Source organism: Natrinema gelatinilyticum (genome assembly GCF_024266705.1).
In the GTDB taxonomy this organism is placed as follows: Archaea; Halobacteriota; Halobacteria; order Halobacteriales; family Natrialbaceae; genus Natrinema; species Natrinema gelatinilyticum.
This window is the reverse complement of record NZ_CP100756.1, coordinates 1,842,408-1,863,342: the sequence shown is the minus strand read 5'-3', so window position 1 is coordinate 1,863,342 and position 20,935 is coordinate 1,842,408. Positions and strand designations below refer to the sequence as shown.

The following is a 20,935-nucleotide window of genomic DNA, read 5'->3' as shown; positions in this document are numbered from 1 at the left end:
CGAAAACGGACGATTATCGGAATCGGACGGAGTGATCTATCGCGTCGAAGGTCGACCGTCCGCTTCCTCCACCGCCCGAGCTGCTGCTCACTCCCGACGCTCGAGATAGCCCAGCACGCCGCGAGTGTTCTTCTCGGTCTCCGCACTCGATTTCGCTTCACCCCAGACGTCGTCCATCGCCGCCGAGTCGACGAAGTGTTCGATCACCGCCTCGTCGTCCGCGACTTCGTCGCGTTTCGACTCGACCGCCGCGACCCACTTCGACAGGACGGTCGCGTACTCCTCGAGCGCCGGTCCTGCGTCGTCACCGACTGAACGGGGTCCGAAGTGCGAATAGAGAAAGACGTCCGGATCGAGTTCTTTGAGGGTCTCGACGTCCTCGAGACACTGCTCGAGGTCGAACTGGGACGGCGGTGACGTCTCTCTGATCTCCTCCGTTTCGGGAACCCAGATACCAGCGGCGTCAGCGACGAAGACCGCATCGTTCCCGGGGTCTTCGAAGACGACCTGGTGGGGCGCGTGGCCGGGGGTCGCGTGGACGCGCAGTTCGTGGGCACCGAGGTCGATGACGTCACCGTCCTCGATCGGGACGATCCGATCCTCGGGGACCGGCTCCGGTTCCACGTAGTAGTCCCACTGGTCGCCGACGGCGCGTTTCGTCCCCGCGACCAGCTGCGATGGATCGATCAAGTGGTCGGCCCCGATTGCCGGGGCGTAGACGTCCGCGTTCGGACAGTCGCGTGCGAGAAAGCCAGCACCGCCGGCGTGGTCGAGGTGAATGTGGGTGACGGCGATTACCGCAAGGTCGTCTCGTTCGATGCCGACGTCGGCGAGTGCGTCCGCCAGCAGGTCGTAGTTCGTGCCGATACCGGTATCGACGACGGCGGGACGGTCGTCGTCGTCGATGATGTAGACGGCACCGTACTCACTCGTCTCGTACATTCCCGTATCGAGGTAGTAGAGATCCGAACACGTACCGGTCGTGACTTCGCGAACGTCTCCGACTTCCATATCGGTACCCTGTCCGGGGACGGGATAAAAGCTCTCGGTCGCGGCGAATCGACGTGGCAGTGTGGTGGGCCGTTACAGACGGTACACCCTCCCCCCTTTAATACGGTGAACCGACTCGGGATCGCGTGGTTCGAGACGCTTCGCGTCTCGTCATCGAGCGAGACACTCGGTCTCGCGGACCTCGCGGAGACGGGGCCTGGTGGCAGTCCCTTCGTCGTGACGCGACCGCGTGTCCACCAGACGGTGCCGAGGGCGCGTCCGATAGCGGCGACTGATCAGGGGTCGTCAGCCGACTCTTTCCACTCACCGATGCCCGAGGGATCGAGGTGGACGTGTGCGTCCCCGACGTCTTCTATCGCCCGCAGGCGATCGACCAGTTCCGATTCGATGTCGTGAGCCTCGCGGAACGGCATGTCGCCGTCGACTTCGACGTGGACCTCGACCTCGAGGGAGGTCCCGTCGTAGAACACCGCCAGGTCGTGGACCCCCTCGACGGTCGGGTGCCGGCGGAGGACGGTCGTTATCTCCCCGCTCTTCTCGGGGTCGGGCGCGGCGCCGATCAAGTAATCGACGTTCTCATTGCCGATCTCGACGCCCTGATAAACGACTAGCAGACTGACGAGGCCGCCGGCGACGGGATCGAGCACCGGATAGCCTGCCAGAACGCCAAGAACACCGGCGATCGCCGCGATCGAGGTGTAAATGTCGTTCAGGCAGTCCCTCGCGAGCGCCGCGAGCGCGGGCGACTGGAGGAGTTCGTTGACGCCGATGGTGTAGCGGTAGACGAGGTACATGTCGACGATCGCGAAGCCGAGTGCAGCAAGCAGGAGCACGCTAAATTCGATCTCAGTGCCGGTGACGAGCCCTTCGACGGATCGGTAGAGCAGGTTGAGTCCGAGCAGGGCGATAACGGCACCGACGAAAAGCGCCGTTAGCGGTTCGATCCGGTCGTGTCCGTGTGGATGGGTGGCATCGGGTCTGTCGAACGCGCTCTGGCCCCAGACGAGGACGACGACGCTGGCGACGAGATCAGCGAGCGAGTGGGCCGCGTCCGCGAGCAAGGCGACGCTGCCGAAGGCGAGCCCCGCGACACCCTCGACGACGATCTTGACAACGTTACCCAGAACGTTTGCCCACGACGCTCGCGCGAACCCGCTCCGGCCACCTGTAATACCAACGCCGTCCGTAGCCATGCTCGGTTTAGAGGCAGTCTAACCTTGGATCTTTTCCTTCCGCGGTCGGCTGCAGGCGAGCGAAGCCCGCGCCCGCGAGCGACGGCGGAAATTGCCAAACGAGCGACGGGAGACGCAGATTTGGGTTTCGCAACGCTCATGCCGGTCCGTTGAGAGTCGAGGGATATCCGGACGATGGGGTCCGCCCAATCCAACCGGCGGGCGATCCGCAGGCGCGGTGGCATCAGCGCACGTCCGATACGCCATGCCCCAACAAACCGAACACCGCTCGACTGACGGCCCCTCGTCACCATCCATCTATGGCAGCCGATCATCCCCTCGTTCGACTCGAGACGCTGACACTCGTCGCAGTCGGCGGTTTCGCCGGCTCGAACCTCCGGTTGTTCGCGATGGGAACGCTCCCAGCGGTTCCCTCGATCGTCGTCGTCAACGCCCTCGGGAGCGCCGTTCTCGGCTTTCTGGTCTACGAGGCCGAGTACGCGGGCCACATCGGGGGGCGGACGCGGACCGTTTTCGCGACCGGTTTTCTCTCCTCGCTGACGACCTACAGTACGTTTGCGCTGCAAACCGCGTTCGCGACGGGACCACTCGCGGTCGCCGGAATCATCGCCGCGAACTACGGCCTCGGAATCGGGGGTGTCCTCGTCGGGCGGACGATCGCGCGCCGAGTCGAAGAGCCCCGTCCCACTCGAGGTGAGACGGCGTGAGCGCGAGTGAACCGATCGTCACCGGCGGTCTCCTTCACTGGCCGATCGCCGACGGTGTCGTCACGCTCGATCCCGAACCGGCCCACATCGTCGGGACCGGCGGCGCGATCGGTGCCGTCTTTCGCCACTGGGTCGGCAGGCGCGTCTCGAGTCGGGTTTCGAGCGCCCAGTTTCCGCTTTCGACGTTCGTGGTCAACGTCGTCGGTAGTTTCGTCTTCGGGCTGGTCGTGTTCGCGGGCGCGAACGAGACGCTGCTGCAACTCGTCGGAACCGGGATTTGCGGCTCGTTTACGACCTTCTCGTCCTTTTCGGTCGAAACGGTTCGCCTCTACGAGCGCGGGGATCGAGCACTCGCAGTCGGCAACGCCGCCGCCAACCTCGTGTGTTCGCTCGTAGCCATCGGTCTCGCCTGGGGCCTCGTCGCCGCCGTACCTCTTTAGGGCTCGCTCGAGACGCGTCGCCTCACACGACGAGACACGTTCGCATTCGTTCAGGAGCGGTACCGATCCCCGCGGTCTCGAGCGATCGGAACGCGTTCGACCCGCGGTAGGTTTATGTTCGGACTTCGTAATACGCCGCTATGGAGGCTCGCCAATCCGCGTGGCGCATCTACCGCGAGTCGCTGCCGATCCTCGTGGTCAGCCTCGCCGGCGGGATCTTCGCAGGGTCGGTCCTCGGTTCCGAAGGAATGACGAGCGGCTTCGAGCGATTTCCTGGCATGCTATTGCTGCTGCCCGCGTTTCTCGCGACCCGCGGGAACGTCTACGGTGCGCTCGGGGCGCGCATCTCGAGCGGACTCCACCAGGGGATGATCGATCCCACGTTCTCACGGGATCGGCGACTGGTCAACGCGATCGCGGCCTCGTACATCAACGGGATCAGCGTATCGGTTTTCATCGCCGTGCTCTCGTGGGGGATCCTACAGGCGCTGGGACGGGAATCCGCCAGGCTCGTCGAACTCGTCTCGATCATGCTGCTCTCGGGTGTCCTGACATCCACGACGTTGATCTTCGGCATGCTGACGCTCGTCTTCGCGAGCTACGAGTACGGCCTCGATCCCGACAACCTCATCGGTCCGATCGTCACCACGCTCGGCGACTTCTTCGGCGTCTTCTTCCTCTTCATCGCGCTCACCGTGGCCGGGGTGCTGTTCTGATGGCCGCCACGGACCCCGACGACTCGCTCGAGGGCGGCGGTTCGGTCGAAACGCACGAGGCCGGCGACTCGTTCGAGACGCTCGACGCCGCGGGTTCGGACGACTCGCTCGGCGCCGCGGGTTCGGACGACTCGCTCGACGCCTGGTCGATCCGTAGCATCGTGGGCACGATGCTCCCGATCCTGATCGCCCTCTCGATGCTCGAGATGGGATCAGGGTACGTCCTCGAGGAACTCCAACAGACATACCTCGGCAATCCGACGTTGCTGGTCCTCGTCCCCGTGATGATCGGGATGGGTGGCAACCTCGGTGCGATCCTCTCCTCGCGGCTCTCGACACGGCTCCACCTGGGGCTGCTCGAGTTCGATCCGCGGGACGAGGTGCTGTGGACGAACGTGACGGCGATCCTGGGACTGGCGGCGACCGTCTTTTCGGTACTCGGCGTCGCGGCCTGGCTCGTCGGCCGGATTATCGCCCAACCGATGGCCCTCGTCGATCTGCTCGTCATCTCGATCGTCAGCGGCATGCTGCTGGCCGTGATCGCGATCATGTTGAGCCTCGTCGCGACCTACATTTCGTATACCTGGGGGCTCGACCCGGACGACACGACGATCCCGGTGGTGACGAACCTCTGTGATATTCTCGGGGTGATCGTCCTCTCGGGGGTCGCGCTCGTCGTGTTGAACTGAATTTCATAGCCACTTGTAGAGAAACACGTACGGCGACAACGCCTGTATCGACACATATGGCCGCCGAAGACGCGCCCGAAGAGACCAAGGTGAGCGACCGCGGGATGGGGACGATCCCTGCGGAGATTCGTCGCCACCTTGGTATCGGCGCCAGCGATAAGCCCCGCTGGAACATCATCGAGGAAGAGACGTTGGCCGTCGAGATCGTACACCAGCGCGAAGGCGTGTTCGATGACTTTGAGCCGGTCGACGCGGGACACACTTCGAAATTATCCACGCGCCTCGAGTCGACTTCAACGCTGCATAGGCGCTGTTCCGTCGGTACCCGTCACTCTCCTTCGTCGATGCAACGATTGCGGCATATATGGACCGAACGGATATCGACTCGCTGTACTCGTTCGATACCGACTTCGATGCCATCGATGGACTCGTCCGACTGGCCACTCCGAGCAATCCGTTTACCTGACCGTCTCATAACGACGGACAGTCACGACGTCGCCGACGCTAGCTCGCGGAACGCAGCCGCGGCCGTCCGCGTTCCCTTCGAGATGAGCACGTCGCCGCCGCGCAACTCGGCGTCGGCGTCTGCGACCAGTAGCCAGCCGTCACCGGGCCGGCGGATGGCGATCACCGACATCGTCGAGTCGGCGTCGGGGACACCCGCCGTCACCCCGGTGCCGTCGAGGTCGCTTCCCGGTTCGACCGCGACGCGGGTGATGATCTCGTCGCTCTCCTGGACGGCTTGCTGTACGACCGGATGGACGTCGATATCTCGAAGGACGCCCTCGCTGATCTCGATCGCCGCGTCGCTGATCACCTCCGTACTGCTGCCGAGCTGGATCAATCCGCGCAGGACGATCGGATCCGCCGCGTCGGCGGCCGCCCGGAGCGTCCAGGCCTCGAACCGGGACTGCATCGCGTCGACCTCGACCTCGATGTTGCGAACTTCCTCCGCGAGTTCCTCGCTGTCGAACAGCACGCTGCTGTAGGCCAGATCGACCGCCAGTTCGGAGAAGTCTTTCATGTGCACGATGGTATCCACTGCCCGCTCGAGGTCGTCGATGTCGGGCGTCTCGACGATCGGTGGTTCGTAGCCCTCACCGGTCAGTCGTTCGTAGACCTCCCCGATCGACGGGTCGGGCCCGCGGAGCAAGGCCACGTCGTCGGCCTCGATCCGCGTGTTCGGTCCCGGGTTGAGCAGCCAATCGCTCCCCCGCCGGAGCGCGATCGCGCGGACGCCCGTCTCGGACTCGAGGTCGATGTCCCCTAGGGTCCGACCCGCATAGGGCGAGTCCGAGGCGACGACGCCTCGAACCAGCATCTCAGCCGCCTCGGGCAGCGCCGCTCGCATCGCGTCGGGCAGTCCCGTCTCGTCGAGGACGATCTTCGCGATGTCGCCGGCGGCGTCGCTGATTCCGTCCGCCGCGCCGACGATACCCAGCACAGGCGCGAGCTGTTCCGCGTCCGCCGGCTTTCGAGCGGCCATCAGGAGGCTCATCCGCGCGCGGAGTTCGAGGACGTCCATTCGTTCTTCTAACTTGAGCACCTCCGTCGCGAGTTCCTCGCTACGGTGGAGGACCGCCGAGTACGAGAGGTCGATCAGCAGCTCCGCGGTGTCTTTCATCTCCACGAGCACGTCCTTGACGCTGACTGGCTCGTACTCGATCGGGGTCGACGGCGTCTCGCCCTCGAGCGGGTCCATGCCCCCAGAGACGAAGCCCCGCGAAAAAAGCGTTTCCCGCCATCGGCCGACGTCGGCCATCGAACGGGCGACGCGACCTTCCGACACGGTTTTGCCCGGGCACAGAGAACGAACGAGCAGTACCAATGCTCGATCGGACGTATCTGCGCGAGAATCCCGACGAGGTGCGCGACGCCCTCGAGAACCGCGGGGCCGACGTCGACATAGACGAGGTACTCGAACTCGACGAACGATGGCGCGAACTGAAAGCGCGAGGTGACGACCTCCGCCACGAACGCAACCAGATAACCAAGAAGATCGGGACGCTCGTGGCTGAAGGGAAAGACGAAGAGCGAGAGGAAGCCCTCGAGCGCTCGCGAGAACTCAAATCCGAAATCGAGGACGTCGAATCGGAAGGCGCCGACCTCCAGGACGAACTCCGAGAGCGGATGCTCGAGATTCCACAGGTTCCACACGAGAGCGTCCCGCTGGGACTCGACGAACGCCACAACGTCGAAGCCCGGCGCTGGGGGTTCGACGACCTGCGCGACCTCCCCGACGAGGTGACGCCCCACTACGACCTCGGCGAGGAACTGGACGTTATCGACGAAGAGCGCGCGGCCAAGACGACCGGTTCGGGCTTTTACTTCCTAAAAGGCGACGGCGCCCGCCTCGAGCACGCCCTGATCCAGTTCATGATGGACATCCACCGCGAGCAGGGGTACATGGACCTGTTCCCGCCGATTCCGGTCAAAAGCGCGTCCATGCGCGGCACCGGCCAACTGCCGAAGTTCGCCGACGACGCGTATCGACTCGGCGGCAGCAACGAGGAGGAATACGACGACGAAGACCTCTGGCTCTGCCCCACGGCGGAGGTTCCCGTCACCAACATGTACGCGAACGAGATCCTCCTGGCGGACGACCTCCCGCTCAAACACCAGGCGTACACGCCGAACTTCCGGCGCGAGGCCGGCGAACACGGCACCGAAACCCGCGGCATCGTCCGCGTTCACCAGTTCAACAAGGTCGAGCTCGTCAACTTCGTCGCCCCTGAGGAGAGCTACGACCGGCTCGAGACTCTCCTCGAGGAGGCCGAGGAGGTCCTCAAACAGCTCGGACTCCCCTATCGCATCCTCGAGCTCTGTACCGGGGACCTGACCTTCGCCAGCGCGAAGACCTACGACATCGAGGTCTGGGCCCCCGGTGACGACATGGACGACGGTCCCGAGGAGGGCGGCCGCTGGCTCGAGGTCTCCTCGGCCTCGAACTTCGAGGACTTCCAGGCTCGACGGGCCGGCCTGCGTTACCGCCCCGAGCGCCACGAATCGGCCGAGTACCTGCACACCCTGAACGCCTCCGGGCTCGCGATTCCCCGGGTTATGGTCGCGATCCTCGAGTACTACCAGAACGAGGACGGGACGGTGACGATTCCCGAAGCGCTACAGCCGTACATGGGCGACAAGGAGGTCATCGAGGGCCACGAGAAGGTCGGCGAGAGCGCATTGGGTGCCGGCGAGCGGGAGTGACGAACGGAAACTGAACAGCGGTAGCTCACTCTTCGAAGGCGTTTCGCGCCTACCGTAATCCGGCTCGGTCACGGCCGCCGAATCGCTCGGCTTCGTTTCGTGCGTCTTCAACCTCGCCCGGTGAAAATATTCCCACGAGACGTTCCGGTTCCGGCTATCGAGCCATGGTCACGTGCGATTTGAACGTCCAAACACAAACGTCTAGCAATAGTTTGGACTGGCAGTCCAGGTATTGTACCGCGAGCGTCGTAGACGCGAGCGGCCTTTTTGATGCAGATTTTTGCTCCGAGCGGTGCGCGAACGAAGTGAGCGCACCCGAGGAGGAAAAAGGTGCTTAGACTTAGATGTAGTCGACGCTCGGCGGCAGTTCGAGTTTCATGCCCTTGCGCTCGCGGATCTCCATGATCTTCTCGCGCTGGAGCGAGTCAGACATGACTTCGAAGCCGGCGTTTTCGGTGTTCCAGGATGCGCGACCCTCGGTTGCAGAGCGGATGTCCGAGGCGAAGCCGATCATCTCGCCGACGGGCGCGATGCCCTCGACGACCATGAGGTCTCCTTCCTGGTACATGTCATCGACGCGGCCGCGTCGACCCTGAATTTCGCCGGAGGCGGCGCCCATGTGGTCGTTCGGCACGTCGATGCGGACGTCCTGCATCGGCTCGAGCATCTTGATCTTCGCGTCGATCAGCGCCTTGTGGACAGCCTCGCGGGTCGCCGGGATGACCTGTGCCGGACCGCGGTGGATGGTGTCCTCGTGGAGCTTGGCGTCGTGCAGGCGGATGAGCGCCCCCTGCACTGGCTCGTTAGCCAGCGGGCCGTTGTCGATGGCCTCCTCGAGTCCCTCGATGAACAACTCCATCGTCTCGTTCAAGTGCTGGATACCCTTCGTCTGATCCAGCAGGATGTTCGAGCCGTGGATGTGCTCGACGTTCTGGGAGTCGTCTTTGTCCATGCCGGCGTCCTGCAGGGCTTCTCGGCGTTCCTGCTCGGGCATGTCCATCGACGCCTCGCCCTTCTTGACCGTGTCAACGAGTTCGTCCGACAGCGGTTCGATAGAGATGTAGAAGCGGTTGTGGCGGTTCGGCGAGATTCCTTCGACCTGATCGCTGGGCTCCTGGGGCGCCTCACGGAAGACGACGATCGGTTCGCCGGTGTTGACCGGAATGCCCTGGTTCTTCTCGATCCGCTGGGTGATGACCTCGAGGTGGAGTTCGCCCTGCCCGGAGATCAGGTGCTCGCCGGTGTCCTCGTTGATCGTGATCTGGATGGTGGGGTCCTCCTTGGACACCTGTCGAAGGGTCTCGATGAGCTTCGGCAGATCGTCCATGCTCTGGGCCTCCACGCTCTTGGTGATGACCGGTTCCGAGATGTGTTCGATCGACTCGAACGGCGTCATCTCGATGCTCGAGACGGTCGAGCCAGCGATGGCGTCCCTGAGGCCAGTGACTGCCGCAATGTTCCCGGCGGGCACTTCATCGACTTCCTCGCGCTCGCCGCCCATGTAGATGCCGACGGACTGGACGCGGTTCTTGCCCGCGGTTCCGGAAACGTACAGTTCCTGGCCCTTCTCGAGGGTCCCCGAGAAGACGCGGCCGGAGGCGACTTCGCCGGCGTGCGGGTCCATGGCGATGTCGGTGACCATGAAGACCACCTCGCCGTCCTCGTCGACGAGACGCATGGACTCGGCGAGGTCGGACTCGTCGTCGCCGCGCCAGATGCGTGGAATACGACGAGGCTGGGCGTCGACAGGGTTCGGGAAGTGTTCGCAGACCATGTCGAGGACGACGTCGGACAGCGGCGTCCGCTCGTGGAGCTCCTGGCGCTGGTCGTTGCGCTCGAGTTCCATGATGTCGCCGAAGTCCATCCCGGTGCGCTGCATCGACGGCATGGAGACGCCCCACTTGTAGAGTGCGGACCCGAAGCCGACGGTGCCGTCCTCGACGGAGACGGTCCAGTCGTCGACGTCGTCTCTATCTTCGGTCATTCCGCGGATGAGTTCGTTGACGTCGCGGATGACCGAAAGCAGTCGCTCCTGCATCTCCTGGGGACCTTCCTGGAGTTCGGAGATGAGACGGTCGACCTTGTTGATGAACAGTGTCGGCTTGACGCCCTCGCGCAGCGCCTGTCGCAGCACCGTTTCGGTCTGGGGCATCGCCCCTTCGACGGCGTCGACGACCACGAGCGCACCGTCGACGGCTCGCATCGCTCGCGTGACGTCGCCACCGAAGTCGACGTGACCGGGTGTGTCGATGAGGTTGATGAGGTGATTGGTCCCCTCGTACTCGTGGGTCATCGAAACGTTCGCCGCGTCGATGGTGATCCCACGTTCCTGCTCATCTTCTTCGGTGTCCATCGCGAGCTGTTCGCCGGCAGTCTCGTCCGAGATCATGCCCGCACCGGCGAGGAGATTGTCAGAAAGTGTCGTTTTGCCGTGGTCGACGTGAGCGGCGATGGCGATGTTCCGGATGTTCTCCGGTTCGTCCATCAGCCGTTCACACTCTTGGACGATTTTCTTGCGTCGGCCCATATACACCCCATTACCGCCAGCGGGGTCAAAAGGGTAGTGTTTCGTCGCCACCGAATTTCGTCGGCTACCCCCGTCCGAACGCCGGAATGTCACGTTTGCGTGAGTGAATGCCACGCAGTTGGTCGCCGGGATCGAATCGTCGATGCCGTGGTCGTATCATCCCGTCGGGACGATCCTACAAATCGTCGAGCGCTCTTGCGAACACTCGGCACAGCATCGATCATCGGCGCGATCGCCGACTGTTCGGAACTCGCGCTCTCGTTGCCAGGGGAAGACCCGGAACCGACCGACTCGAGCGACCAGCGCCGCCGCAGTGAACAGTGCGACCCCAGTCTGTGACCGCTTACCGCAGTCGTCACTGTAATACCGCTGGAAGCCTTGGTACGGACAAGCATGGATATACGCGTCCAGGGTCCGGGCCCAACCACACCATTTCTCAGCGCCCGGGGCCTCTTCGAAACCGAACACGATCTCTCCCTGCCGGTTCACGTCCACCTGCGGGACGACCCCGACGAACGAACCTGGGCGGCCCACTACGACGACCATCACGTCCTCAATATCTCGAGACAGGCCGCATCGTCGGCTATGGCCCGCGAACTCGCCCTCCACGAGTTCGCCCACATGGCCCGTCACGAACAACAACACCCGTCCCACACCCAGTCGACCGAAGAAGTCCTCTATCTTGCGCTGGCCGGCCGCAGCGTCGAGCGGCGCAAACTCTCTCACTGCTATCAGATCGCAAACCACATGAAAGACATCTACGCCGACGACATCACCCTCTCGGTCGGCCCCGGCGAGAAACTCCTGTCGTTTCTCGAGTCGAGTCTCGCGATTGCCATCGCCGACCGCCCCGAAACGCCACCTCGCCCGGGACTCGAGCGCCTCTCCCCCAGCGCCGATCCCGAGATAACGGCGGTGAACGCTGCGTTCGCGCTCGCCCTCGCGGAACGACACGATCTCGTCGACGAGGACCACCGGCTCTACGACCTCACTCACGCGGCCGCGATGGACGCACCGGAGATCGAGTTCGGGGAGTTCAAGCGTCGGTTCCGTGAACTCGCCCGCGAACCGGATGCGAGTACCTACCGTCAGGTGCTCGTCGACGCGACTCGTTCGTACGTCAGCGGCGACGGACCGGCCGCTGATTGACCGCGACGGGCGGCATCACCGTTCCGATTCACCGGACGAACCCGTCCGAAATCCCGGGATGCCGTCGCCGACGACCGGAACGGAAAACGCGATACTTCGACCCGAACATTTATTGATTGAGGTGATAACTGTCTGTAACATACCAGTAATGATCGCTGGACCGGGCCGTGCGAAGACGAGCGAAGACGGCTTCTCCAACGAGCTATCGCGATTGAAACGCCACGGGGCGAGCATCCTCGTCGTCGGCTCCGTCCGACCCGATCATCGGCGAGACACGTGCCGGCGACTCCTGGGGCGAGGAGCAGAAAAGGCCCGACGACGCGTTCTTATCTCGACGACCAGCGAGACAAACCAACTCGCGAAACTCGCCGATGATGCCGACTCGGAGACGCTCTCGATGATCAGCTACGACGCCCAGGCACGCACCACCGCCGCGAGTCGTTCGACGAGCGATTCGTCCATCTCGTCGTCGCCGACCGAAGTCGACGCGCTCGCGGACCTCGGCCTGGCCATCTCCAGGGCGATCGATTCCTTCGAACACGACGCAGACGGGCTCGAGCCCGCGGAACTCAGAGTCGGTGTCGATTCGGTCCTTCCGCTACTCGAAGAGTACGGCAGAAAACGGATCTTCAAGTTTCTCCACCTGACCAACGGACGAACACGAGACGTCAGCGGGATGGTACACTATCACCTGCCAGTGGAGCGCACCGCCAAAATTGTCCCGGTTCTTTCGCCACTGTTCGACGTCGTCGTCGAACTTCGAGAACAGCACGGCGAGCACCAGGAACGATGGATGATAGACGATGGTACACACTCGTCCGGGTGGCTCTCGATAACGACGAAATAACGGCCCCGCATTCCGTCCCTCGCGTTCAGATCCAGCGACTCACGACAAACGGTCCGACGAACGCCTCACGACCCGATCGTCAGTTTCAATGACGCCGAAATTTGAGCCGAGCCGAACGGGAGTCGAGATCATCGATCCGATCGAGCGCCACCGATATCAGCTGACGATCGACGAGTCGATCTCGCTCGAGCCGGCGTCCACCGATCAGATCGATTTCCCGACCGGATCGGTCGTACGGTTTACGGCACGGTCGATCGAGTTACCGGCGGCCGAGAGTATTATCGTCCGCAACGCCAACGGGATGATGGTCGCCGAGGTGCCTCCCACCGAACGAGTAGCGTTTCGGCCTGACGAGTACACGCTGGATCTGTCAGGCCCACTGAAGATCTACGTCCGCATCGAAAGCGCAGTGCGTATCTTTTCGGATACCGATCACACGTACGTCGCGTTCGACGGGAAGACGGACGTGATTCTCGGGGCACGATCGTTCCACGAGCGGCCGGCCGGGACGATCACGACGACAGCAGACCCCACCGATGTGATGGCGGCGGTGTCCGTCTTCGGACAGGAACTACAAACGACAGCGCCCGAGCGATCCTACTCGACACTTCGCGGCCACCCGCCACGCCTCGAACTCGGAAGCGAATTGCACGTTTCCGACGAGTTCGACCGTACCGACCACGGCGTTCGGATAGACGTCCCGGACACACTCCGCCACGTATTCGTCGTCGCACCACTCGCGTACTATCTCGGTGCGAGCGTTGGTTCCGGTTCGGAACCCGAGATCGTCACCGACCGGGGGTACACCTACGCGCTCGATACCGCGGACGGGTTCGAATCGTCGGTGGCGCGCGCGCTACAACAGGTGTTCTTTCTCGATTGCGTCGTTCGGACCGAGGGCAAGACGCCGCTCGAGTTGTACGAGCGGCAGGTGATCGAACCGGCCCTTCCGTTCGACATCGCAACCGCGTACGACCAATGTCTCGCCGAACGGATCGAAACGTATCTAGAGACGCCGTACCCGACCGTGGAACCACATCTTCCAGACTGGGGATTCGAGACGAGACTCGAATCGGCCGCCGAGACCGTCAGATTCCTCCCGTTCATCGCTAACGACCTCGCAATCGTCAGTACCGAAGCGAGCGAGACAGCGCCGTCGTCGCAGGAATCACGCGTGGAACAGACGATCGAAGCGTTCACTCGGAGCGATCCGGTCACCCGTGCTCGGACACGAACTGGTCGCGGTACTGCGGCCGACACCCCATCGACGGGTCCGCCCCAACTAGCCACCCTGCAGCAAGTCTGGACCGGCATCAACGACTCGGAGATCGTCAGCACTACTCCCCTCGGAGCGTACGAAAACAACATTGGCCGGACGCCGAAAGACGGTCCGATCGAAATCGAATGTATCTGTAACGATCCGGATATGCGCACGGAACTCGAGAGCGTCAACGGGACATACGGAGCCCGCGAGGAGTTGCCCTTCGAAATCACGGCCCACTACGACCTCACGCGGGCCGAACTCACAGACGTGCTGGCGATCAAGAGCGACTTTCTGCACTATATCGGCCACATCGACGAAACCGGGTTCCAGTGTTCGAACGGGAGACTGGACGCCACAACAGTCGATACCGTCGGTGCGAAGGCGTTCTTGCTAAACGCGTGTCAGTCGCACGATCAGGGGCTGGCTCTCGTCGCTGCTGGAAGCATCGGTGGAATCGTGACGCTCGGAAACGTCACAAACAGCAGTGCAATTTGCATCGGCAGTACGATCGCTCGATTGCTCAATCTCGGCTTCCCGCTCTACGCTGCACTGGATATCGCTCGTGAAGACAGCGTCGTCGGCCAGCAGTACGTGATGGTCGGTGACGGGCGAACGACGATAGCGCAATCTGAAACCGGAATCCCGAACGTGTGTATCGTTACCCGAAATGGGGACAGTATCGCTGCGGATATACGCATGTATACGTCAGCAGAAATCAAACGAGGCTGTATCTTTTCGCCATATCTCGACCCGGTCACTTCGTACTACGTTCTGCCCCGTGATACGGAACGGCTTTCAGTGTCTACATCACAACTCGAGGAATTTTTCGCCCAGGGTCAATTCCCCGTTCTACTCGACGGGTCACTCCAGTGGAGTGGGGATATCCTGCCATCGGAGTCGTAACGTCACGGACCGGTGAACAGCCCGCCGTTCGCTGCGATACCGAGTTCCGCCCGCGCTGGGCGCACCCAGGCGTATAAATCACTAACCATTCGTGGATTGCGTTTCAAGTATTGAGTGGAATCCACCATAGTTTATCCGATATCAATCACTATATTATAATTAGTTTATTTTAACAGCACATACAAGGAATACATACTATTATTCTCGGCGTTAGTGATCGAAACGCGATCGATTCGGGTCCGGTGGCGTGACGGACAGCGCAGACGTTCTCGACCGAATATGTCGTTTACGTATCCGATATGGGGTTCGACGAACAATTCAGACGAAGCGTACACGTACGACGGTGAAACGGGCCAGAAAACCGAAACAGACAGACCGATCGCGTTAGCGTGCGGCAGCCGCGACGCGCTCTTTTTCTTCTTTCTGACTGATGGCGTAGGTTTGGACGTCGTAGTTAGCCGCGCCGACGAGTTGGCTGGCGATAGCTTCCTCGACGGTCGTTGCCGTCTTGAACGAGTCGTTGTGAACGCCTTCGGCGAGGAACTTCAGCGCCTGATCGACGCGTCGCTGCGGGGCGACGTCGACGGCCTTCGGAACCGAGATGCCACCGTACTTGAGGCGGACAGTCTCTTCCCGCGGTGCCGCGTTCTCGACGGCCGTGACGAGGATCTGGATGGGGTTTTCCTCGGTGCGGTCGTGGATGAGCTCGAACGCATCACGGACGTAATTGAGCGACTGCTGTTTCTTGCCCGTGTTCTCTTCGGTCTGCATCAAGCGGTTGATGAAGCGCTCGACGATCGAGACCTGGGACTTCTGAAACTGCTTGCTTGCGTGGCGACCCGCAGTGTGCGCGACGGGAGTCACCGTAATGTAGCGCTCCGTCGATGGGTCGGCATACTCGATTTCGTCGATTTCCCACGTGCCAAAGAGCTTCGCTGACACGTCCGCACCGCCTGCTGGCGCATCCGGGTCCGGTTGATCTTCTGCAGCCATGGTTATCGCACCGGTTTCTCCGCGTTCCCGCGGACTAGTTCCTTCATGGCGACGCCGTTTACCTTGTCTACCTTGTAGTTGACACCGGAAAGGTCGCCCATCGCACGACCCTTCGCCCCGCCGATCCCGGCGATGGTGACTTCGTCGTGTTCGTCGATGAACGAGATCGCGCCGTCGCCGGGGCAGAATGCGGTGACCTGCTTTCCGTTCTTGATCAACTGAACCCGGACACACTTTCGGATCGCCGAGTTCGGCTGTTTAGCCTCGATACCGACCTTTTCGAGTACGATTCCGCGGGCCTGTGGTGCGCCCTCGAGCGGGTCGGACTTCTCGCGAAGTCCACGGGCGCGACGCGCGTAGTCCGAGTCGGACCACCGCTGATTCTGGCGATCCTTCTTGAGCTTGCGCGCGGCGTATTTGCCGTTTGCCATAGTACCCGTCGGTATCCGACGAAGGCACTTAAGCAGCCCGTTTCGAATCGGTACGACGGCTCGAGATAGCTCGACGTACCCCGCTCGCCGGATCTGAGGACGTTTCGCTGGCTCGAGTTACGGCCGGAGCAACGAGGAGCACCGCTGTGCTCGACGGAGGAAACCGAACGCGAGTCAGCGAAGACGGGCGATGATCGCAGCCTCGACAAACGAGCGTCGGCCACAGATGGCGAAACACGGCGCCGAGCACGAATCAGCGATGAACGAGAGACAGCAACAGCACGAAAAACAGCCACGAACGAGTAATCACGTCGGTCAGGTAAGCTGGATGTCGTCGATCCCGAAGTGACGGGCAGCGAGCCGTCGTGCGGCGGTGATCGTCCGCCCGTTCGTTCCGATCGCGATGCCGCGGTCACCCTCGGCGACCTCGACGTAGGCGACGACGTCGGTGTTCTCGCTAATGGTGACGTTGTACACGGCCGCGGGCGCGAACGTATTCGCGACGAATTCTTCGGGGTCGTCCGCGTCTTCGACGAGACGGACCTGCGCGTCGACACGTTCCTCGAACCGCTGGACCGTCCGGCCACCGGGGCCGATCGCGTCACTCATCCCACCACTTTCGACGACGATCACCAATCGATCGCTGCCCTCGGTGACGAGGCAATCTCGACCGTCGACACCCGTGATGTCCTCGAATGCGGCGAGAAATCGCCGTGCGGCATCGTCGAGGATTACCCCCATCGATCAGTCGGCCTGACTGCCGCCGGACGTGGTCGATCCCATCCGGAGGTCGACGTCGCCGGTGCCGAGCTTGATCGGCTTGCCGACGATAACGTTCTCCGTGACGCCGTCGAGTTCGTCGATCTCGCCGTGGATTGCTGCGTTGAGCAGGTGGTTGACCGTCACCTCGAACGCTGCACGAGCGAGGACCGACTCCTTCGAGCCCGAAATACCGTGGCGACCGATCGATTCGATCTCACCGCGGTTCGTCATGATGTCCGCGACGAGCATCAGGTGACGGACGTTCACGTCGTCGAGCCCCTGTTCGGCCAGCGTATTGTTCGTTTCCTCGATGATCGCCTCGCGGGCCGCCTCGATGCCGAGGTTCCGTCGAATCTCGTGAATGTTGTTGCACGTCGTCCGCGAGGCATCGACACCTTCGATTTCGAGGATGTCGCCGAATGCGGATCCCTCCGTGTAGAGGACGAATTCCTCGCCCTCATCGAGTTCCTCGCGTCGGATAACGACCCTGGAGATGTCTTCGATACCTTTGAACGTAATGTCGCGCAGTTCCTCGACGAGTTGCAGGAGGTCCCGATAGGATGGCTCCTCGGGACCGAACTCGATCTGAGTGCCCTGCTGGACCGTACTGACGCCGAGCGAATCTTCGATGATTTCCGCGACTTCTTCGGGCGTTATCATCCGCTCTTCCAAGGTGTCCTGGTTGAGCGATATCTGGACGCGCATGTCCGCGACGTTCGTCGAGACGTCGCCCAACGCGAGGATCTTGGTTGCCTCAATTTTCCAGACGACTTCGTGGGCCCGCTCGCGCTCGGTGGCGTACTCGCCCTCGAGATATACGGTCATCATCGGCGTATCGGGGGTCTTCCGGGCGTCGACCAGTTCGATCAGCCGCGGTAGTCCCTGGGTCACGTCGATTTCGGCGACCCCTGCGTAGTGGAACGTGTTCATCGTCAACTGGGTGCCGGGTTCCCCGATAGACTGTGCTGAGACCGTCCCGACGGGGTCGAGCGGGTCGACCCGCGTGTCCAGGTAGCGAGTCTCGACCGCCTTCGCGAGTTCGTCGGCGTCCTCGACCGTTGCGCCGTCACGGGCTTCGAGCGTCTCGTAGACCTCATTTTTGAGTCGTCGCGGGAGGTCCGTGTCCTCGACGACCGCGATCGTGTCGTCGTCGACGTCGTAGTGGACTTCAGTCATCGGAGGTCACCTCCGTTCCCTCGGTGAGGCGATCGTCGGCGTGTTCAGAGAGGTTCGTCGGCCGCGGTCTCGAGCCGAGGAACTCCTGTTTTTCCGCCTCGGACTCGAACTCGGTGTCAAGAATCCGGTCCGCGATCTGTGCGACGTCGATGTTGTTCTCGTCGCCGGAGGAGACCTTGACCGGCGAGGTCCCGTCCTCACCGAACTCGAACTGGACGATCGTGTCCGATGTATCGCGGACGGTGCCGTCGTACTGGGTTTCGAGTTCGGAGAGGGCGTTGATCAGCCGGCGCTGCAGGTAGCCGGACTTCGACGTTCGAACTGCAGTGTCGACCAGCCCCTCGCGGCCGCCCATCGCGTGGAAGAAGAATTCCCGCGGCGTCAGGCCACTCGTGTAGGAGTTCTCGACGAACCCGTGTGCCTCGGCCGAAAGGTCGTTCGGCTCGTAGTGCGAGAGGGTACGATCTTCGTATCCGCGATTGATTCGCTCGCCCCGAACCGCCTGCTGGCCGACGGCACCGGCCATCTGAGTCAGGTTGAGCATCGATCCACGGGCGCCCGAGTTGGCCATGACGACGGCGGGATTCTCGTCCGAGAAGTGTTCGTCGGCGATGTTCCCGGCATTGTCGCGCGCACGCGAGAGCGTCTGCATGATCTTCATCTCGAGCGTCTCGTCGATCGTTCGACCTGGGAGACTCTCGAGTTCGCCGCGTTCGTAGGCCTCGATCAGTTCCTCGACCCGGTCGTTGGCGTCGTCGATCGTCTCGTCGATTCGTGCCTGTGCCTCCTCGGGGATCGTCTCGTCGTCGATGCCGATCGAGAACCCGAAGTGCATGATCGCCCGCATCGCCAGCGTCGACACCTCGTTGATGAAGATCCGCGAGCGCGTGTTGCCGTAGATCTTCGTGATCGTATCGACGATTTCGCCGCCGAACTCACCGACTTCGTCCTCAGCGATGGTTCCTTCGATCAACTGCCCGTCCTCGATCACGACCTGATCGCCGACGGTGCCGGTGAACTCGAGGTTGAGGTCGTTGGGCAGGAGTTCGGAGAACACGTCGTACCCGGTCCAGAACGGCTCGCCCTCGTCGTCGATGCCGCTGGGTTCGGGCAGTTCGTCGATTCGGGTTGCACGGAGCAAATCCAGCGCCTGGGTTTCGTTGAACCGAGGGTTGCCGTCGGTCAGCAGGTACATTCCGGAGATGTGGTCCTGAATTGCGCCGATGATGTTCTCGCCGAAGCGCGGACTCAAAATTTGCTCCTGAACGCGCATGAGAACGCGCGCTTCGGCGCGGGCCTCCTCGTTTTGCAGCGCGTGCATGTTCATCTCGTCGCCGTCGAAGTCGGCGTTGTACGGCGGACAGACGACAGTGTTCAGCCGGAACGTCTTGTACGGCATGACCACGACCTCGTGAGCCATGATCGACATCCGGTGGAGCGACGGCTGGCGGTTGAAGATGACGATGTCGCCGTCGATGAGGTGACGGTTGACCTCCCAGCCGGCTTCGACCTTTTCGGCGAGTTGCTCGCAGTTCTTCTCGGTCACCTTCAGCCGTCTGCCGTCGGGCCGACGGACGTAGTTCGCACCGGGGTGGCCCTCGGGGCCGTTCGAGACGAATCGGCGGGCATCCGCCAGGTTTCGTTCGGTCACGTTCATCGTCTGCGTCATCTCCTTTGCGACGCGGTCCGGAACGCCGACTTCGTTCAGTGAAAGGGTCGGGTCCGGCGAGATGACGGTCCGAGCAGAGAAGTTGACGCGCTTGCCCGACAGCGAACCGCGGAAGCGACCTTCCTTCCCTTTGAGCCGCTGTGAGAGGGTCTTGAGCGGGCGGCCGGAGCGGTGTCGCGCCGGCGGCGTCCCCGAAATCTCGTTATCCATGAACGTCGTCACGTGGTACTGGAGCAACTCCCAGAGGTCCTCGATGATCAGCTGGGGTGCACCCGCCTCGCGGTTCTCCATGAACCGCTGGTTGATTCGAATGATGTCGACCAGCTTGTGTGTGAGGTCGTCCTCGGATCGCTGGCCGTTGTCCAGCGTGATCGACGGTCGAGCAGTGACTGGCGGTACCGGCAGGACGGTAAGGATCATCCACTCGGGGCGAGAGCGTTCGGGGTTGATCCCCAGCACCTCGATGTCCTTGTCCGGGATGTTCTCGAACCAGTCCCTGATGTCCGAGGGCATCAGTTTGTTCGTGTCCTCCTCGGTGAGATCGATGTCCAGGGCCTTCTCGATGGCCTTGCGCTGACTCTCCCGGGGACGGAACGACCCGGAGAGGATTTCGTTGATCCTGGTCAGTTCGATGTCGGTCTTCTCGGCGAGTTCGTCTGGCGTCGTGCGGTCGATGCCCGCCTCCTCGTCGCCCTGCATCGCCCCCGCGATGCGCTGGGAGTACTCGCTCGTGAGGACCTGTTGGACCTCGTAGTAGGTAGTCGGCTTCTCGTGGTCGATGTCGTACTGAATTTCGCCGCAGAACGGACATCGATCCTTCTTGCGCGCCTGTCGAATCGCGGCCTTGGTCACGTCGTTTAAGTCTCGACTCAGTTTCCGGGATTCCTCGAGCTGTCCGCGGAATTCGTCTCGTTCGTCCTCCGTCAGCAGGAGCCTCGAACACTCCCGACAGGTGCCCCGCAGGAGCCGCCGGATGAGTTTCGTAAAGCCGACGTGGATGACCGGCGCGGCGAGTTCGATGTGGCCGAAGTGACCGTTACACGAACCCGAGTGTTTCCCGCAGGTCTTGCACTCGAGACCGGGGTCGATGACGCCCAGCCGCGGATCCATGAGCCCCATGTCGATGGGAAAGCCGTCGTCGTCGTAGGTGTCGGCGGTGATGATCTTCGTCGCACTCATCTCCCGATACTCCTCGGGTTCCATGAGCCCGAAGGAGATCGCTCCGATGTCTTTTGGTGTACTGTTTTGCAT

General features: G+C 62.4%; 19 protein-coding genes. 10 read left to right on the top strand and 9 right to left on the bottom strand.

From position 1 onward, the window contains the following. Nucleotides 1-87 precede the first annotated feature (87 nt). Nucleotides 88-1,011 (bottom strand): MBL fold metallo-hydrolase, encoded by a 924-nt coding sequence (locus tag NJU76_RS09130; protein WP_254527752.1) that lies wholly within the window; start codon nucleotides 1,009-1,011, stop codon nucleotides 88-90. Nucleotides 1,012-1,286: 275 nt separating this feature from the next. Then, nucleotides 1,287-2,204 carry a cation diffusion facilitator family transporter gene (locus NJU76_RS09125; RefSeq protein ID WP_254527751.1) on the bottom strand — a complete coding sequence of 306 codons (918 nt, stop codon included), beginning with the start codon at nucleotides 2,202-2,204 and terminating at the stop codon, nucleotides 1,287-1,289. Nucleotides 2,205-2,503: 299 nt separating this feature from the next. Here NJU76_RS09125 and NJU76_RS09120 point away from each other — a divergent pair, with 299 nt between their 5' ends. The 5 genes from NJU76_RS09120 (at nucleotide 2,504) to NJU76_RS26880 (ending at nucleotide 5,222) form a co-directional block, all read left to right on the top strand. Beyond that, nucleotides 2,504-2,911, top strand: coding sequence for a CrcB family protein (locus NJU76_RS09120; RefSeq protein ID WP_254527750.1), 408 nt, complete (start codon nucleotides 2,504-2,506; stop codon nucleotides 2,909-2,911). Between the two features lie 14 nt (nucleotides 2,912-2,925). After that, nucleotides 2,926-3,351, top strand: coding sequence for a fluoride efflux transporter CrcB (gene crcB / locus NJU76_RS09115; RefSeq protein WP_254532446.1), 426 nt, complete (start codon nucleotides 2,926-2,928; stop codon nucleotides 3,349-3,351). A 140-nt stretch (nucleotides 3,352-3,491) separates the two neighbouring features. After that, complete coding sequence (locus NJU76_RS09110; protein WP_254527748.1) at nucleotides 3,492-4,067, top strand: magnesium transporter; 576 nt, start codon at nucleotides 3,492-3,494, stop codon at nucleotides 4,065-4,067. 170 nt (nucleotides 4,068-4,237) lie between these two features. Next, complete coding sequence (locus tag NJU76_RS09105) at nucleotides 4,238-4,756, top strand: magnesium transporter (protein WP_345781948.1); 519 nt, start codon at nucleotides 4,238-4,240, stop codon at nucleotides 4,754-4,756. A gap of 310 nt (nucleotides 4,757-5,066) precedes the next feature. After that, nucleotides 5,067-5,222 (top strand): PIN domain-containing protein, encoded by a 156-nt coding sequence (locus NJU76_RS26880; protein ID WP_256566658.1) that lies wholly within the window; start codon nucleotides 5,067-5,069, stop codon nucleotides 5,220-5,222. A gap of 21 nt (nucleotides 5,223-5,243) precedes the next feature. On the opposite strand, the gene NJU76_RS09095 is transcribed toward NJU76_RS26880, so the two are convergent. Then, entirely contained in the window at nucleotides 5,244-6,458 is a 1,215-nt protein-coding gene (locus NJU76_RS09095; RefSeq protein ID WP_254527737.1) for a potassium channel family protein, read from the bottom strand. Nucleotides 6,459-6,583: 125 nt separating this feature from the next. Here NJU76_RS09095 and serS point away from each other — a divergent pair, with 125 nt between their 5' ends. Then, complete coding sequence (gene serS / locus NJU76_RS09090) at nucleotides 6,584-7,963, top strand: serine--tRNA ligase (protein WP_254527735.1); 1,380 nt, start codon at nucleotides 6,584-6,586, stop codon at nucleotides 7,961-7,963. A gap of 340 nt (nucleotides 7,964-8,303) precedes the next feature. Here serS and NJU76_RS09085 read toward each other — a convergent pair whose 3' ends face one another. Beyond that, entirely contained in the window at nucleotides 8,304-10,490 is a 2,187-nt protein-coding gene (locus NJU76_RS09085; RefSeq protein ID WP_254527731.1) for an elongation factor EF-2, read from the bottom strand. A gap of 195 nt (nucleotides 10,491-10,685) precedes the next feature. Here NJU76_RS09085 and NJU76_RS09080 point away from each other — a divergent pair, with 195 nt between their 5' ends. The 4 genes from NJU76_RS09080 to NJU76_RS09065 all read left to right on the top strand — a co-directional run bounded on the left by NJU76_RS09080 (nucleotide 10,686) and on the right by NJU76_RS09065 (nucleotide 14,653). Beyond that, nucleotides 10,686-10,829, top strand: a complete 144-nt coding sequence (locus NJU76_RS09080) for a hypothetical protein (RefSeq protein ID WP_254527724.1) — start codon at nucleotides 10,686-10,688, stop codon at nucleotides 10,827-10,829. A gap of 54 nt (nucleotides 10,830-10,883) precedes the next feature. Further along, nucleotides 10,884-11,639 (top strand): DUF5781 family protein, encoded by a 756-nt coding sequence (locus tag NJU76_RS09075; RefSeq protein WP_254527722.1) that lies wholly within the window; start codon nucleotides 10,884-10,886, stop codon nucleotides 11,637-11,639. A gap of 148 nt (nucleotides 11,640-11,787) precedes the next feature. Beyond that, nucleotides 11,788-12,486, top strand: coding sequence for a DUF7504 family protein (locus NJU76_RS09070; protein WP_254527721.1), 699 nt, complete (start codon nucleotides 11,788-11,790; stop codon nucleotides 12,484-12,486). An 88-nt stretch (nucleotides 12,487-12,574) separates the two neighbouring features. Then, nucleotides 12,575-14,653: a hypothetical protein gene (locus tag NJU76_RS09065; protein WP_254527719.1), complete on the top strand. Its 2,079-nt coding sequence runs from the start codon at nucleotides 12,575-12,577 to the stop codon at nucleotides 14,651-14,653. A 384-nt stretch (nucleotides 14,654-15,037) separates the two neighbouring features. Here NJU76_RS09065 and NJU76_RS09060 read toward each other — a convergent pair whose 3' ends face one another. The 5 genes from NJU76_RS09060 to NJU76_RS09040 all read right to left on the bottom strand — a co-directional run bounded on the left by NJU76_RS09060 (nucleotide 15,038) and on the right by NJU76_RS09040 (nucleotide 20,935). Further along, nucleotides 15,038-15,646, bottom strand: coding sequence for a 30S ribosomal protein S7 (locus tag NJU76_RS09060; protein ID WP_254527717.1), 609 nt, complete (start codon nucleotides 15,644-15,646; stop codon nucleotides 15,038-15,040). A gap of 2 nt (nucleotides 15,647-15,648) precedes the next feature. Beyond that, nucleotides 15,649-16,077, bottom strand: a complete 429-nt coding sequence (locus tag NJU76_RS09055; protein WP_049951550.1) for a 30S ribosomal protein S12 — start codon at nucleotides 16,075-16,077, stop codon at nucleotides 15,649-15,651. 315 nt (nucleotides 16,078-16,392) lie between these two features. Continuing rightward, entirely contained in the window at nucleotides 16,393-16,818 is a 426-nt protein-coding gene (locus tag NJU76_RS09050) for a NusA-like transcription termination signal-binding factor (RefSeq protein ID WP_254527715.1), read from the bottom strand. 3 nt (nucleotides 16,819-16,821) lie between these two features. Beyond that, a complete protein-coding gene (gene rpoA2 / locus NJU76_RS09045) occupies nucleotides 16,822-18,015 on the bottom strand; it encodes a DNA-directed RNA polymerase subunit A'' (protein WP_254527714.1) in 1,194 nt (397 codons plus the stop codon). After that, nucleotides 18,008-20,935, bottom strand: a complete 2,928-nt coding sequence (locus NJU76_RS09040) for a DNA-directed RNA polymerase subunit A' (protein WP_254527712.1) — start codon at nucleotides 20,933-20,935, stop codon at nucleotides 18,008-18,010. The genes rpoA2 and NJU76_RS09040 overlap by 8 nt, the downstream gene beginning before the upstream one ends.